At 68.4% G+C, this 14792-nt stretch carries 14 protein-coding genes; 13 read left to right on the forward strand and 1 reads right to left on the reverse strand.

Annotation, left to right across the window (positions count from 1 at the left end; all coding sequences use genetic code 11):
• Positions 1 to 203: 203 nt before the first annotated feature.
• On the forward strand, positions 204 to 1661 hold the full coding sequence (locus ACIREI_RS01920; protein ID WP_403326221.1) for an MFS transporter: 1458 nt from the start codon (positions 204 to 206) through the stop codon (positions 1659 to 1661).
• A gap of 98 nt (positions 1662 to 1759) precedes the next feature.
• Here ACIREI_RS01920 and ACIREI_RS01925 read toward each other — a convergent pair whose 3' ends face one another.
• Positions 1760 to 2779, reverse strand: a complete 1020-nt coding sequence (locus ACIREI_RS01925; protein ID WP_403326224.1) for an Lrp/AsnC family transcriptional regulator — start codon at positions 2777 to 2779, stop codon at positions 1760 to 1762.
• Between the two features lie 293 nt (positions 2780 to 3072).
• Between ACIREI_RS01925 and ACIREI_RS01930 the strand changes: the two genes are divergently transcribed.
• The 12 genes from ACIREI_RS01930 to wrbA all read left to right on the forward strand — a co-directional run bounded on the left by ACIREI_RS01930 (position 3073) and on the right by wrbA (position 14670).
• Positions 3073 to 3933, forward strand: a complete 861-nt coding sequence (locus ACIREI_RS01930) for an SAM-dependent methyltransferase (RefSeq protein WP_403326227.1) — start codon at positions 3073 to 3075, stop codon at positions 3931 to 3933.
• A gap of 522 nt (positions 3934 to 4455) precedes the next feature.
• A complete protein-coding gene (locus tag ACIREI_RS01935; protein ID WP_403326229.1) occupies positions 4456 to 5898 on the forward strand; it encodes an FAD-dependent oxidoreductase in 1443 nt (480 codons plus the stop codon).
• A gap of 196 nt (positions 5899 to 6094) precedes the next feature.
• The gene (locus tag ACIREI_RS01940) at positions 6095 to 7291 is read left to right on the forward strand and encodes an acyl-CoA dehydrogenase family protein (RefSeq protein WP_403326232.1); all 1197 of its coding nucleotides are present in this window, start codon (positions 6095 to 6097) and stop codon (positions 7289 to 7291) included.
• A gap of 49 nt (positions 7292 to 7340) precedes the next feature.
• The gene (locus tag ACIREI_RS01945; RefSeq protein ID WP_403326235.1) at positions 7341 to 7820 is read left to right on the forward strand and encodes a PhzA/PhzB family protein; all 480 of its coding nucleotides are present in this window, start codon (positions 7341 to 7343) and stop codon (positions 7818 to 7820) included.
• Positions 7821 to 7891: 71 nt separating this feature from the next.
• Entirely contained in the window at positions 7892 to 9076 is a 1185-nt protein-coding gene (locus ACIREI_RS01950) for a 3-deoxy-7-phosphoheptulonate synthase (protein WP_403326238.1), read from the forward strand.
• 50 nt (positions 9077 to 9126) lie between these two features.
• The gene (locus tag ACIREI_RS01955) at positions 9127 to 9750 is read left to right on the forward strand and encodes an isochorismatase family protein (protein ID WP_403326241.1); all 624 of its coding nucleotides are present in this window, start codon (positions 9127 to 9129) and stop codon (positions 9748 to 9750) included.
• The gene (locus ACIREI_RS01960; RefSeq protein WP_403326244.1) at positions 9747 to 11639 is read left to right on the forward strand and encodes an anthranilate synthase family protein; all 1893 of its coding nucleotides are present in this window, start codon (positions 9747 to 9749) and stop codon (positions 11637 to 11639) included. The genes ACIREI_RS01955 and ACIREI_RS01960 overlap by 4 nt, the downstream gene beginning before the upstream one ends.
• Positions 11629 to 12012, forward strand: a complete 384-nt coding sequence (locus ACIREI_RS01965; RefSeq protein ID WP_403326247.1) for a hypothetical protein — start codon at positions 11629 to 11631, stop codon at positions 12010 to 12012. Before ACIREI_RS01960 ends, ACIREI_RS01965 begins: the two co-directional genes overlap by 11 nt.
• On the forward strand, positions 11997 to 12830 hold the full coding sequence (locus tag ACIREI_RS01970; protein WP_403326250.1) for a PhzF family phenazine biosynthesis protein: 834 nt from the start codon (positions 11997 to 11999) through the stop codon (positions 12828 to 12830). The genes ACIREI_RS01965 and ACIREI_RS01970 overlap by 16 nt, the downstream gene beginning before the upstream one ends.
• Before the next feature lie 10 nt (positions 12831 to 12840).
• Entirely contained in the window at positions 12841 to 13488 is a 648-nt protein-coding gene (gene phzG, locus ACIREI_RS01975) for a phenazine biosynthesis FMN-dependent oxidase PhzG (protein WP_403326253.1), read from the forward strand.
• Between the two features lie 25 nt (positions 13489 to 13513).
• Positions 13514 to 14038, forward strand: coding sequence for a flavin reductase family protein (locus ACIREI_RS01980; RefSeq protein ID WP_403326256.1), 525 nt, complete (start codon positions 13514 to 13516; stop codon positions 14036 to 14038).
• A gap of 8 nt (positions 14039 to 14046) precedes the next feature.
• Positions 14047 to 14670, forward strand: coding sequence for an NAD(P)H:quinone oxidoreductase (gene wrbA / locus ACIREI_RS01985; RefSeq protein ID WP_403326259.1), 624 nt, complete (start codon positions 14047 to 14049; stop codon positions 14668 to 14670).
• Positions 14671 to 14792 lie beyond the last annotated feature (122 nt).

A 14792-nucleotide genomic window follows, 5' to 3' on the forward strand; every position in this document is an offset into this window, starting at 1 on the left:
TGGCGTTGACGGCCGCGTGCGTGCATCCAGTCGGCGCGTGGGAATTCGCAACCGAAGGCGCCCTCGACGGAAGGAATCTTCCACCTCCGCGCCCTGGCTGGAGGTCATTGGATCCGTCCCCCCACTCTGACTCCTGGTCGAGCTCGATGCCCTGACCCCAGGGAAGCGAGCCGATGTGTCGACAACGGTGGAGAGGAACCCCGATGACTGCTGAGCGTGTGCTCGCGCCGACTCCCACAGCGGCGTACCGATGGCGGTGGCTGGCGCTCACCGCCCTGCTGCTCGGTGAGGCCATGAACCTGCTGGACGCGACCATCGTGCAGGTCGCCGCGCCCGCGATCCACGCCGATCTGGGAGGGTCGGTGTCCGATATCCAGTGGTTCACGACGGCCTACACCCTCCCGTTCGCGGTGCTGCTGATCACCGGTGGCCGACTGGGTGACATCGCCGGCCGACGGCGGCTGTTCATCATCGGCGTCACGGGCTTCATGCTCGCGTCCCTCGCTTGCGCCCTGGCGCCCACGGTGGGTCTTCTGATCGCCTTCCGTGTGGTGCAGGGAGCCGCGGCGGCCGTGATCATTCCCCAGACCATCGGCCTGATCAAGACCATGTTCTCCGGCGATGAGATGTCCAAGGCCCTGGGCAGCATCGGCCCGGTCATGGGCCTGGCCGCGGTCTGCGGTCCGGTGCTCGGTGGTGTCCTGACCCACGCCGACCTGTTCGGCTCGTCGTGGCGCGCGGCGTTCCTGGTCAACGTCCCTGTGTCCGTGGTCGTACTGGCCATCACGCCCAAGATGCTGGAGAACCGTGCTCCGAAGCGGCCCACACTCGACGTGACCGGCACACTGTTGGCGATGATCGGTACCGGGCTCATCGTCTACCCCCTCATCGGTGGCGACATCGCCGCGATGTCCGGGTGGAGCTGGGGGGCCATCGCAGCCGGTCTGATCGTCATGGTCGTGTTCGGGCTGCACCAGCGCCGTGCGGCCGCGGGCGGCCGCAGCCCGCTCGTGGAGCCGAGCCTGTTCGCGCACCGGAGCTTCCCGGCCGCCATGGTCACGTCGACGTCGTTCTTCGCCGTGACGAACGGTCTGATGATGGTCATCGTGCTGCACCTTCAGCTGGGGCTCGGGACCGACGTGCTCAACGCGGGGTTGACGCTCGCTCCGTGGTCGGTCGGCCTGGCCATCGCGTCGTGGCTGGCCGGCGCCCACCTGGTCCGGCGCTACGGGCACCACACGATGTCCATCGGCCTGGCCGTACTCCTGGTCGGAGCGGTGGCCGCCATCGCCGTGTACCACGCGGCGGACCCCACGGCCTACCCCAAGCCGCTGCTGATCGCACTGGGCGTCATCGGCCTGGGAGTCGGCCTCTTCGGTCCGGCCTTCTTCACCATCGCCCTGAAACCGCTGCAGCCTCAGGAGATCGGGTCGGCTGCCGGAATGCTGAACGCCGTCCAGCAACTGGGAGCCACGCTGGGGGTCGCCGTCCTGGGCAGCGTCTACCTCAACAGCGCGGAGCCCGGCGGTCCTTCGGCCGCTCTGCACGCGGTCCAGGTCGCCTTCTGGGTTGCCGTCGCGCTGGTAGTGATGAGCTTCGTCAGCAGCACGCTGATGATTGAGAAGGACGCTTCTTCGGACAGGGCCGGAGCACAGCCCTGAGCTAGCCACATTCCTGAGCGGTCCATGCGGCGGCCTCGCGGTCGCCGCATCGGCGTGTGCCAGTCGCCGTGTCGTCGGGTGTGAGGGGACGCACGCCTTCACAGCCGTGCGCGCGCGGCCGGAGCGGGCCGCCGGGTACGGGCGAGGTCCGTGATCATCGGGCTTGCCGCCTTGACGTTCTGCAGCACTGGGCTGGTCTCGAGGGTGTGGATCGCGTCGAGGGAGCCGAGTCGGCGGGCGAGGTAATGGTGCAGGTCGGCAGGGTCGCGGCACAGCGCCTGGGCCACGAGATTGGTGGGGCCGGTGGTCGCGGCGACGAAGGCGAGTTCGTCGTGGCCCGCCAGAGTCGTCGCCACGTGTTCCAGATGCGCGGGGCTCACCGACATCCACAGCAGTGCCCTGGTGTTGGCGCCGAACGGCCCGGTGTCGACCTCGACGTCGAAGAAAATGGCCCCGCCTGCCTGCAGATCGGCCAGGCGGCGCGCGACGGTGACGGGGGACCAGCCGGTCGCCTGGGCGAGTTCCGCGTGGCTGGCGCGCCCGTCCTTCTGGAGCGCAAGGATCAAATCCGCGTCCCCATCGCTCAGTTGACGGGGTACGGGAACGTACGCGGTGTCGGCCGCCTCGTGCGAGCGCAGGGTGCGCTGTTGCTCCTCGGTGAGGGCATCGGCGCTCCGGCGCCAGTTCGTGGGGCCTCCCAGATACATGTGCAGCAGGCAGTGGGCGGACACCGCCGTGACGTTGTTGGTACGTGGGATGTCACGCAGGAGCAAGGAGTTGCTCGCGGCGGCGTCGGTGGGAGCGTGGATGATCGCGACGATCTCGGTGCCGCCGGAGGTGAGTTTGACCCACGAGGTGTCCGGTCGACGGGCCAGGGCGTGCGCGAGGTCCTGCGCCGAGCTCGCCGCGGCGGTGAGTCTGATGAGCCATTGGGTCTGGCCGGCTCGGTGGGGGTCCGCAAGTCCGACGACGCGTAACGACGCCTCATCGCGCAGTCGTCGGTAGCGGCGGGCGATGGTCTGGGGTGAGACGTCGAGGGCGGTGGCGATCTGGCTGAAGGGCGCGCGGCCGTCTATGTGCAGCGCGTGGATCAGGGCACGGTCCAGGTCGTCGAGCATGCACACATCCTTCAGTGGGGGCCTGCTCCATGGAATAAAGTTGAAGATAGCGAAGAGCACGCTACCATCGCAGCCGCAGAGGCCCACAGAATTCCATCAGCTCACCGTCTGAGCATAGAGCTTGTGCATAGTTGGTAAGTGCGCAGCGAACGGGCAGCATGCCCTCTCGCTCTCTTTCATGTTCCATCCGCCAAGGAAAAAATCAAGCCACTTCGAGGGGTATTTCAGGCGTGACGTCCACGTGCCTGGACTCGCATTTTCCGTCGAATTGAACTCGTCTTGGGGAGGATTTTATGCTCGAGTTGAAAACGCCTTCGGTCGGAGTCGGGCAGACCGCACTCTTCGTCGCGTGGATGCGGCAACTGGAAAGCGACCGTCCGGATGCGCTGTTCCGGGATCCGCTCGCCGCTGCGATGCTCTCGACGCTGGCGGAGGACCCGGTGCTGGCGGACGTGGCCGAGGTGATCAAGCAGACCCACACCAGCGCGCGCGGCTTCCCCACGTACTTCGCGGTGCGCACGCGGTTCTTCGACGACGAGGTGCTCTCTGCGGTCCGGCGCGGGATCCGCCAAGTCGTCACGCTGGCCGCGGGCGTGGACGGGCGCACCGTTCGGCTGGATCTGCCGGCCGGGACGCGCTGGTTCGAGGTGGAGTTGCCGGAAATGACAGCGTTCAAGGACGCCCTGATCGAACGGTCGGCCCTGCCCCTCGCATGCGAGCGCCACGGGGTGGCCGCAGACCTGAGGGAGGACTGGCAGTCGGCGCTGCGAGCTGCGGGTTTCGACCCTTCGCAGCCGACGGTCTGGCTGGTCGAAGGTCTCTTGATGTACCTGACCGATGCCGCGGGAGACGCGATCCTGGCCGGGCTCACCGAGCTGTCCGCACCCGGAAGCCGGCTCATGCTGGAGCACCTCAAGGCGGCCATGCTCGAGGAGGAGGGCAGGCCCGTGCGGGAACGGGTCGAGGAGCAGGGCGCCTCCTGGCTCTCAGCCCGCGATGACCTCAAGTCCTGGATGGGCGGCCACGGCTGGCAGGCCGAGGTGTACGCGGGCGACGACCACCGGATCGGACACGGACGCACGGTGGCACCGCTCCCGGCGTGCTGGCTGGCGACCGGCACGCTTGCTCGCTCCACCGGGCATTCTGCGGTCTGACGGGAAGGTCGAGGCCCGAGTGGAATCCGGAACGCGGAATTCCGTTGATGATACTGCGATTTCTGCCCGCGCGGGTTCCTGGCCTGAATGAGACGGTACGGGGTTCCGCAGGTTTGCCTGATTCGTTACGGGGGATGTTGTGCAGCGCGAGCACGTCTGGCGTTTTTTCGGTCGGCCCATCCCGCCGCCAGCTCAGGCGGGTCTGTCGCGGCTTATGGCCGTGCGGCATCACCGAGGTTACGAGCGAAATTGCCGACGTAGCCGGAAGCTGTCACGAAATTCGGCTACGTGCACCGATTCGCGGCCCGATTCGAGAGACCTGACCACGCCGAGAACTTCGCGACATCCTTCTCTCCTGCACGCTCATCGCCATCTCTCCGGCCGTCCGCCCGCCCTCCCGGTCGGTCTGTGGAAGTGCCTCGCCGCAACGCATCCGGCGCGCCATCGGGCCGCGCCGCCGGGTCCGACCGCCGCGGCACGGCCGCTCGCCCACTACACCGCCAAGGACAGCGGAGGAATCGCATGTCTGACGACACCGCACGCCCGGACGCCCCGGAGGAGTACCGCTCACGAAGTAGCAGTAGCTCCGGTGAGTCCGCGTCCAGGGAGCCGGGCAGCCACTGCGTGGTCCTGGGTGCCAGCATCGGCGGGCTCTTCGCCGCTCGGGTGCTGTCCGACACCTTCGACCGGGTGACGCTGATCGACCGGGACACGCTGCCGGAGACGGACGAGAACCGGCGCGGGGTGCCGCAGGGCCGCCACGCGCACGCGATACTGCCCGCTGGCACGAAGTGGCTGCAAGAGATGTTTCCGGGGCTGCTCGAGGACTTCGAAGCGAGCGGTGTGCCGGTCGTCCGGGAACCCACCGAGATGCACTTCGCGCCAGGAGGGCACCTGCTGAGCCAGGAGGGCCGCTACGCGGACCCCATCCCCACCTATCAGCCGAGCCGGCCTCAACTGGAGGGCCAAGTGCGCTGCCGGCTGAGGGAGTTGCCGAACGTCGAGGTCATCGACCGCAGCGAGGCGACGGGACTCATCAGCGCCTCCGACGGACGACGCGTCATAGGCGCCCGCGTCGTGCACCGTGACAACGGAGCGCAGCGGGACCTCGCCGCAGACCTTGTCGTCGACGCGACGGGCCGCGGCGGACGCACCACGCGATGGCTGGCGGACCTGGGCTACGACCAGCCGCAGGAAGACCGCGTCGCGGTCGACATCAAGTACGTCAGCCGGAACCTGAGGGTGGCACCGGGATCCCTCGGCCGGAGGAAGGTCGTGATCGTCGGGGCCTGCCCGGGACGTCCGACCGGTGCAACGTTTCTCCAGCATGGCGAGGACCACTGGATGCTGACCCTGATCGGTTACGGCGGACATCACCCGCCCACCGACCCGAGCGGGTTCCTGGACTTCGCCAAACCCATCGTTCCCCCGGACGTCTTCGAGGCCCTCTGCGCCGCCGAACCCCTGGACGACCCGATTGCGCACCGCTATCCGGCGAGCGTGCGCCGCCGCTACGAGCGGCTGGAGCGTTTCCCTGACGGACTGCTCGTCTTCGGCGACGCGATCTGCAGCTTCAACCCCGTCTACGGTCAGGGGATGTCCGCAGCCGCGCTGCAGGCCGGTGCGCTGAAGGACGCTCTCGCCGAGGGCGGGGACCAGTTGCCGCGCCGCTTCTTCAAGGCGGCGGCACGGCGCATCGAGGTCGCCTGGCAGATGGCCGTCGGCAGTGACCTCGCGCTCCCCGAGGTCGCCGGCCCGCGCCCGCTCCCGGTGCGGCTCAGCAACGCGTTCTTCGGCCGGCTGATGAGCGCCGCGGAACACGACTCGGCGCTGACCCAGGAGTTCGTCAAAGTCAGTTCCCTGCTGGCTCCCCCCACGATTCTGCTCAAGCCCGCCACGATCGGGCGTGTTGTTCTCGGCAACCTGCGCCGCCGAGGAAAAGCGGAGGCGCGACAACAGATGTGATGCGTCTTTCCGCAGGGTGAATATTCGAAATCGCGAACACGGGGTGGGGAGGCTGCCGTGCGGGTAAGCCCATGCCATTTCGTGGATTCTTGAATTCCCTATGAGAGAGGCAATCCCCCTTGACTCTGATGTTTTCGGAGTCCTAGCGTTCCAGCGTCAAGAAGACCGAAGGGAATGGTTCGGAATGTTAAATCCGATGGTTACTGCCGCCGTGCAGGTCCCCGACCGCGTCGAGCTGGTGAAGCGGGCCGAGGGTCTGCGGGAGCTGCTGTCGGAGCACGCCGTCGAATGCGAACGCGAGCGCCGTCTTGACGCGAGCGTCGTTTCCGCCATGACCGAGTCGGGGCTGCTGCGGTTGAGGACCCCGCGACGGCACGGGGGTTACGAGACGGACATGCGCACCCTGCTCGAGGTGGCCATCGAACTCGGCCGCGGATGCTGCTCCGCGGCCTGGATCGCGGGCGTACTGAACGCCGGGAACTTCGTCGCGTCGCTGTTCCCGTCGGCTGTCGGCGACGAGGTGTGGGGTGAGGATCCCGACGCCCGGTGTGCCCTGGTCCTGGGGCTCCCCGCACAGGACGTCGAGCAGGTCGACGGAGGCGTCGTCGTCAGCGGTGAGTGGGCATACGTCTCAGGGTGCCTGCACGCCCAGTGGATCAGCGCCCTGATCGCGGTCCCCACCGCCGAGGGCAGGCCCGACATCCACTTCGCCCTGATGCGGGCCGACGAGATCAGCATCAAGGACACCTGGCACTTCACCGGGATGCGCGGCACCGGCAGCAACACCGTCGTCGCCGACCGGCTCTTCGTACCCGGCCACCGGCTGGTGCCCTACGTGCCCATTCTCAACGGCGAGACCGACGGGGTGGTCGACGCCGACCTGCCCTACCGCAACAGCCTGACCGGCCTGTTCGCCATCGGACTGATCGGCTCGTTGATCGGCGGCGCCGAAGCCGCGCTCGCCTTCGTCCGCGACAAGGGTCCCACCCGCCCCGTGGCGGGCTCCACCTACCGCGACCAGACCCAGTCGCCGACCTTCCAGCTCGACCTCGCTGATGCCACCTTGAAGATCGACACCGCCAAGCTGATCGCGGCCCGCATCGCCGACACCGTCGACGAGTACGCACGGGCCGGCATCAACACTGACCTGACCGTGCGCGCTCGCAACCGGCTGGAGTCCGCCCAGGTCGGTCGGCTGTGCCGGGAGGCCGTCGACACCCTGCTGACCGCTCACGGCTCCTCGGCCTTCAACGAGGCGAACCCGCTGCAGCGGCTGTGGCGCGACATCAACGTCGGCAGTCGGCATGCCGGCTTCGGCATGGGCATCCCCGAGCAGGTCTACGGCCGTGCCCTCGTCGGCCAGGACCCCCGTGACATCAGCTTCATCGTCTGACCGAGACGCAACCGAGCCCGTTCGTCCGCCCCCACACCGAAGGACACCCATGGCAGAGCCCCGAATACCCACCGACGAGACCGAGCTGCGCGCCCACAACCGTGCCATCGTCGAGCGGTACATGAACACCCGCGGCGAGGACCGGCTCCGGCGGCACCTCCTCTTCACGGAGGACGGCGTCGGGGGCCTGTGGACCACGGAAAGCGGTGAACCGATCGTCATCCGTGGCCGCGACCGGCTGGGGGACCACGCCGTCTGGTCCCTCAAGTGCTTCCCCGACTGGGCCTGGATCAACATCGAGATCTTCGACACCCAGGATCCCAACCGCTTCTGGGTCGAATGTGACGGCGAGGGCAAGATTCTCTTTCCCGGATATCCCGAAGGCCACTACCGCAATCACTTCATCCACTCCTTCCTGTTCGAGAACGGGAAGATAAAGCAGCAGCGCGAGTTCATGAACCCGTGCCGGCAGTTCCGGTCCCTGGGAATCGACGTCCCGCGCATCGAGCGCGAGGGAATCCCCACCTGACAGGTGGCCCGCGCCAACGCGGGCCGTCACGATCCGGCCGTAAATCCTCTCCGTCCGACGGGGGAACAGTCGTGGGACATGCCTTAACCGAAACCCAGCGGGCCAAAGCCCTGCAACAACCCGAATGGAACGATCTTTCACAAGTCCAGCGTGTGAGGGAAATTCTCAGCTCCCGCCCGCCGCTGGTCCGCGTGGACGACGTACACACCCTCAGGTCGCTGCTCGCGTCCGTCGCCGCGGGCGAAGCGCACGTCGTGCAGGCGGGCGACTGCGCGGAGGACCCGGAGGAGTGCACCGCGGAGCACGTCCGCCGAAAATCCGCCGTCCTGGACCTGCTGGCCACCACGCTGAAGATGGTCACCGGCAAACCTGTCCTCCGCGTGGGACGCATCGCGGGGCAGTTCACCAAGCCGCGCTCGAACTCCTTCGAGCAGGTCGGCGAACTCGTCGTGCCGGTGTACCGGGGGCACATGGTCAACAGCCCCGAACCCGACCTGGAGAGCAGACAGCCCGACCCGCTGCGCATCCTCACCGGGTACATGGCTGCCGGCGACATCGTCGAACACCTGGGATGGCGCGCTCCGGCCCTGCGCGCCTGGCCGAGCATCGAACCCCTGGTGTGGACGAGCCACGAGGCACTCCTCCTGGACTACGAGGTCCCGATGATCCGCGAGGTCGGCGACGGAAGGCGCTGGCTCGGCTCCACACACTGGCCGTGGATCGGCGAACGGACCCGGCAACTGGACGGCGCGCATGTCGAGCTGCTCGCCGACGTCGTGAACCCCGTGGCCTGCAAGGTCGGCCCCACCATGAGCGCCGATGAGATCACCTCCCTGTGCGAGCGTCTCGACCCGCTCAGGGAGCCCGGCCGCCTCACTCTGATCGCGCGTATGGGCGCCGACGTCGTCGAAGACCGTCTGCCGAGCCTGGTGGCGGCGGTCCGCTCCGCGGGCCATCCCGTGATCTGGCTGTGCGATCCCATGCACGGCAACACCGTCACCGCGCCGGACGGCAAGAAGACCCGCTTGCTGACCACCCTGGCCCGCGAGGTCGCCGGGTTCCGGCGCGCGGTGGCGTCGGCGGGCGGCGTGGCCGGCGGACTGCACCTGGAAACCACCCCGGACGATGTGACCGAGTGCGTCGCCGACGCCGCCGCACTCGACTCGGCCGGCGGCCGGCACACCACCTTCTGCGACCCTCGCCTCAACTCACGGCAGGCCGTCTCCCTGGTCACGGCCTGGTCCGACGCTCTGTGAACACCTCTGCTGTCTCGGCCACATCGCTGGAACCGGAAAGGAGCTGCTCGATGGCCGGCTTGCCCCCCATCGCGTCGTACCCCCTGCCCACCGCGGAGAGCCTGCCCGAGAACCTGGCACAGTGGACGCCGCGCCCGGAGCGTACCGTGCTGCTCGTCCACGACATGCAGCGCTACTTCCTCAACGCCCTCCCGGACCCCTTGCGCACCGAGCTCGTCCACAACGCCACCACACTGCGCAAGCGCTGCACCGCTCTGGGAGTGCCGGTGGCGTACACCGCGCAGCCCGGGCGGATGACCAGTGAGCAGCGAGGGCTGCTGAAGGACTTCTGGGGTCCTGGCATGCGCACCGACCCGGCCGACCGCGAAGTGACGCCGGAACTGGCCCCCACCGAGGGCGACTGGACGTTCACCAAGTGGAGGTACAGCGCCTTCTTCCGCTCGGACCTCCTGGAGCGCATGCGGGCCGCGGGCCGTGACCAGCTCATTCTCTGCGGCGTGTACGCGCATGTCGGTGTCCTGGCGACGGCGCTCGATGCCTTCACCAACGACATACAGACGTTCCTGGTCGCCGACGCCCTCGGTGACTTCTCCGAGAACCATCACCGGCTCGCCCTGGACTACGCGGCACAGCGATGCGCGGTGGTCGTTCCGGCCGCGGAGGTATTCGCATGAACAGCCCGGATCGCGACGACCTGCTCGGTAGCGTCCTGAACCTGGAGCCGCCCGCCTTCGCCCTGCTGCATCGGCCGGAGTGCGCAGTGCCGGACACCGTCGACATCCTGGTCGGCGACGTGACGCTGCCCACGACGCTGGCGGACATCCCCCTCACCGAGACGGGGGTCGAATCCCCGCGGACCGAGGATGACGTCCTGGTCGTGGTGCCGTACCGGCAGATCACCGAGCGCGGATTCACGGCACCCGACGACGGCGCACCGATCATCGCCCTGTCGATCAACAGCCAGGCCAGGGTGTCCGTCCCCGAACTCCTCCTGCGGCTCCCCGACATTCCGACACACGTCACCGCCCATGGCTTCGACATGGATGACGAGCGGTACGCCGAGACCGTACGACGCGTCGTCACGGACGAGATCGGCACGGGCGAAGGCGCCAACTTCGTCATCAAGCGCTCCTTCGTGGCCGACATCAGCGACTACACGCTCCACAGCGCGCTGGCGTTCTTCCGCCGTCTGCTGGAAGGGGAGCAAGGTGCGTACTGGACCTTCCTCATCCACACCGGCCGGCGCACCTTCGTCGGCGCTACGCCTGAGCGGCACATCTCCGTCAGCGGCGGGACGGCCGTGATGAACCCGATCAGCGGCACTTACCGCTATCCCCCTGCCGGCCCCACGCTGGAGGGCGTCACCGAGTTCCTCGCGGACCGCAAGGAGACCGACGAGCTGTACATGGTCGTCGACGAGGAACTCAAGATGATGGCCCGCATTTGCGAGGGCGGTGGCCGGGTCCTGGGCCCGTACCTCAAGGAGATGGCTCGGCTGGCCCACGCCGAGTACTTCATCGAGGGCCAGACCGACCGCGACGTGCGCGACATTCTGCACGAGACGATGTTCGCCCCCACTGTCACGGGCAGCCCGCTGGAGAGCGCGGCGCGGGTCATCCGGAAGTACGAACCCGAAGGCCGCGGCTACTACAGCGGCGTAGCCGCACTCATCGGCCGGGAAGTGAACGGTGGACGCTCACTCGACTCGGCCATCCTCATCCGCACCGCCGACATCGACAGACACGGTCGGGCACACATCGGTGTGGGGGCCACGCTGGTGCGCCACTCCGACCCGCTCTCCGAGGTCGCGGAGACGCGCGCCAAGGCTTCCGGGCTCCTCGCTGCCCTTGAGGCCGGACGCACCCACAGCTTCGGTGCGCATCCGGAGGTCCGTGCGGCCCTCAGCCGACGCAACACCGGCATTGCCGAGTTCTGGCTGCAGGACAGCGCGAGCCGCAGACCGGCGGTCACCGGGCTGGAAGGGCTGAACGCGCTGGTCATCGACGCGGAGGACACCTTCACGGCGATGATCGGACACCAACTCCGCGCCCAAGGCGTGCACGTGACGGTCCGCCGCTTCGACCAGCCGTACGAGTTCGACGGCCACGACCTCGTCGTGATGGGGCCCGGTCCCGGCGACCCTCGTGCCGCCGACGACCCCAAAATCAGCCACCTGCGCTCGGCGATCGACGTCCTTCTGGAGCAGCGTCGGCCCTTCATCGCCGTGTGCCTGAGCCACCAGGTGCTCGGCCTGGCCCTCGGCCTCGACCTCGTCCGCCGGGACATCCCGAACCAGGGTGTTCAGTGGGAGATCGACCTGTTCGGCTCCCGTGAACGCGTGGGCTTCTACAACACGTTCGCCGCCCACAGCACCGAGGACAAGCTGGACATCGAGGGAATCGGCCTGGTGGAAGTGAGTCGTGACCAGGAGACCGGTCACGTGCATGCCCTCCGCGGCCCAGGGTTCGCCTCGATGCAGTTCCACGCCGAGTCGGTCCTCACCGTCGACGGGCCACGCATCGTCGGGCAGACCATCCGGGAGGTGCTCGACCGTGCGCGTTGACATCGCCTGGTGGGAGCTCGACGATTCCCCGCAGACCATCGACTCCCTGCGTGAGCACCTGCGGGACGGCACCGTCGATGCCTGGCGTGAAGTCCCGGGCCTGCGGCTGAAGTTCTGGATGGCGGACCGGCAGCACAACCGCTGGGGCGCGGTCATGCTCTGGGAGTCGGGCCGCCCGGCCGACTTACCGGCGAACCGTGCCGCGGAACTGATCGGCCGCCCGCCCACTCATCGGACCGGGTTCGACGTCGAGGCCGTGGTCGAAGGAGCGTACGCCGTCCGCGAGTTGCAGGGCCTCGGGCCCGTGTTCGCGCCGCCGACGACATCACCCACATCCATACGGGGGGAAGAGACACCGTGCACGAATACATAGTGGTGGACGCCTTCGCACGCCGTCCCCTCGAAGGCAATCCCGTGGCCGTCTTCTTCGACGCCGCCGACCTGAGCGCCGAGCTGATGCAGCGCATCGCCCGGGAGATGAACCTCTCCGAGGTCACCTTCGTCCTGCCGCCGGAGCACGGCGGTGACGCACGGATCCGTATCTTCACCCCCGTCAACGAGTTGCCATTCGCGGGGCACCCGATGCTCGGCACGGCGGTGGCCCTGAGCCACACCCTCAAGGAGGACCGGCTCCTGCTGGAGACGGCCATGGGGCTCATCCCGTTCGAACTCCACGACGACGAGGGCATCCCGGCGGTGCGGATGGAGCAGCCCATCCCCACATGGGAGCCGTACGAGCACAGCGCGGAGCTCCTGGAGGCCCTCGGTGTCACGACGTCCACGGCACCGGTGGAGATCTACCGCAACGGCCCGCGGCACGTCTTCGTGGGGCTGGAGAGCGTGGCCGCGCTGTCGGCCCTCAGGCCGGACCACAGGGCTCTGAGCCACTTCCCGGACATGGCGGCCAACTGCTTCGCCGGCGAAGGCACCCACTGGCGGACACGGATGTTCTCACCCGCCTACGGGGTGGTCGAGGACGCGGCGACCGGCTCGGCCGCCGGCCCCCTTGCCATCCACCTGGCCCGACACGGATTCAGCGCGTTCGGCGAGAGCCTCCAGGTCCTCCAGGGGGTCGAGATGGGCCGTTCCTCGCTCATGCTGGCCACCGCGTACGGCTCGGGCGAGCACGTCCGAAGCGTGCGGGTCGGCGGCCACGGCGCCATAGCAGCCCGCGGCACCTTCTATGTCTAGCGAGGACCACGTGAACACCAGCCAGTTCGAAAGCCTCACCGGGGAAGTCGACATCGACTTCCCCGAGTACGACAAGCCACCGCCCGACCCCATGCCGCTCGTCCGCCAGTGGATCGCCGAGGCGACCGCCCGCGGCGTGCGGGAGCCCCGCGCGCTCGCCCTGGCCACCTCCGACAGCGGGGGCCGGGCCTCCACCCGCATCGTCGCCCTCACCGAGGTCAGTGACCGCGGGCTGGTCTTCCTCAGCCACAGCACCAGCCAGAAGGGCCGCGAACTGGCCGCCACCGGATGGGCCTCCGGCCTCCTCTACTGGCGGGAGACCGGCCAGCAGCTCATCCTCTCCGGCCCGGTGTCGCAGCTCAGCGACGCCGAATCCGACGCCCTCTGGTTCGGCCGGCCCATCCCCATGCACTCCATGTCCACGGTCTCTCGGCAGAGCGAACCGCTCGACGACCTGGCGGCCGTGGCCGCCCTGCGCGCCGAAGCGGCCCGACTGGGAGCTCCCGGTACGCCGCTGCCCCGCCCGGCTCGTTTCGTCGGGTACCGGCTGTCCCCGGTCGCCGTGGAGTTCTGGTGCGCCGACTCCGAGCGACTGCACCGCAGGCTGCGCTACGACCTCCACGACCACGGGTGGCGTGCGCGCCGGCTCCAGCCCTGACCTGCGACGAACCGGAGATGACACGATGGAACGCACAGCTCTGACGCATGCGATGGCCAGGGTTCCCGGACCGGTGACCGTGGTGACCACGATCGACGGCACGGGAAAACGCTGGGGATTCACCGCCAATTCGTTCAGTTCCGTCTCCCTGGATCCGCCCCTGATCCTGGTCTGCCTCAACAAGACCGCCAGCACGCACGAGGCGTTCACGTCCGCCGACCGCTTCCTGATCAACGTCCTCGCACACGGACAGGACGCGGTCGCGCGGCGCTTCGCCCAGTCCGGGGTCGACCGGTTCGCCGCGGGCGACATGAAGACCTGCGAACTGGGACTGCCCGGTTCACCCGGTGCCTGTGCCCGCGTCGCCTGCTCGATGTATTCCATCGTCGACGCGGGTGACCACAGCATCCTCATCGGCCGCGTGGTGGACACGTACGCGGATGACCGGACGCCGCTCGTGTACTTCAACCGGGCGTTCGCCTACCCGGCTGCCGCCGCTGAGGCGCGGATCGAGGAGCCGGTGAAGGTCCTGCACCTGGCGGACTGGTGATCGTTGCCATGAAGGACGCAGTGAAGGTCGCCGTCATCTATTACTCCGCTACGGGCCATGTCGCCGACATCGCCCGCGAGATCGCGGAGACGGCCGAGAAGGCCGGTGCCGAGGTCCGGTTGCGCAAGGTCCGGGAACTGGCACCCCAGGACGCCGTCGAGTCCAATCCGGCCTGGGCCGCCCACGCCGCGGCAACGGCCGATGTCCCGGTGGCCGAGGTCGACGACATCGTGTGGGCCGACGCCGTACTCATGGGGTCACCGACGCGATTCGGCAACGTCTCCTCCCAACTCAAGCAGTTCCTCGACACCCTGGGCGGTGCCTGGCGCAAGGGTGAGCTGGCCGACAAGGTCTACAGCGGCTTCACCTCCACGGGCAGCTCGCACGGAGGCAACGAGTCCACGCTGCTGGCCTTGATGCACTCCTTCCACCACTTCGGCGGAATCGTCGTCGCGCCCGGATTCACCCACCCGCACAAGTTCGTCGACGGCAACCCCTACGGAACGGCGCATCACGACGCCGGCGGCAGCGCACCGGTAGGTGACGTCACCCGCAACGCGGCGCGCGTCCAGGCCGAACGCGTGGTGACACTGGCCCGGGCCGTCGCCGCCATGTCCGACGGAAGCCGATAACGGTTCCGTCCCCGTGCAGGACGCGGAGGGCAGTCCCCGTCGATGCCACTGCCCGCCGACGGAAGCCGGCCATCCGTCCCCGTCGGCCCGGTCCGCGTTCCGACCGGCCGGAGAGCTCCTAC

The sequence above is a fragment of the Streptomyces sp. NPDC093591 genome (genome assembly GCF_044764885.1).
Taxonomy (GTDB): Bacteria; Actinomycetota; Actinomycetes; order Streptomycetales; family Streptomycetaceae; genus Streptomyces.

Coding starts and splice junctions, on each gene's coding strand:
- ACIREI_RS01920 (WP_403326221.1), top strand. CDS start 204: ATGACTGCTGAGCGTGTGCTCGCGCCGACTCCCACAGCGGCGTACCGA.
- ACIREI_RS01925 (WP_403326224.1), bottom strand. CDS start 2,779: ATGCTCGACGACCTGGACCGTGCCCTGATCCACGCGCTGCACATAGAC.
- ACIREI_RS01930 (WP_403326227.1), top strand. CDS start 3,073: ATGCTCGAGTTGAAAACGCCTTCGGTCGGAGTCGGGCAGACCGCACTC.
- ACIREI_RS01935 (WP_403326229.1), top strand. CDS start 4,456: ATGTCTGACGACACCGCACGCCCGGACGCCCCGGAGGAGTACCGCTCA.
- ACIREI_RS01940 (WP_403326232.1), top strand. CDS start 6,095: ATGGTTACTGCCGCCGTGCAGGTCCCCGACCGCGTCGAGCTGGTGAAG.
- ACIREI_RS01945 (WP_403326235.1), top strand. CDS start 7,341: ATGGCAGAGCCCCGAATACCCACCGACGAGACCGAGCTGCGCGCCCAC.
- ACIREI_RS01955 (WP_403326241.1), top strand. CDS start 9,127: ATGGCCGGCTTGCCCCCCATCGCGTCGTACCCCCTGCCCACCGCGGAG.
- ACIREI_RS01960 (WP_403326244.1), top strand. CDS start 9,747: ATGAACAGCCCGGATCGCGACGACCTGCTCGGTAGCGTCCTGAACCTG.
- ACIREI_RS01980 (WP_403326256.1), top strand. CDS start 13,514: ATGGAACGCACAGCTCTGACGCATGCGATGGCCAGGGTTCCCGGACCG.
- wrbA (WP_403326259.1), top strand. CDS start 14,047: ATGAAGGACGCAGTGAAGGTCGCCGTCATCTATTACTCCGCTACGGGC.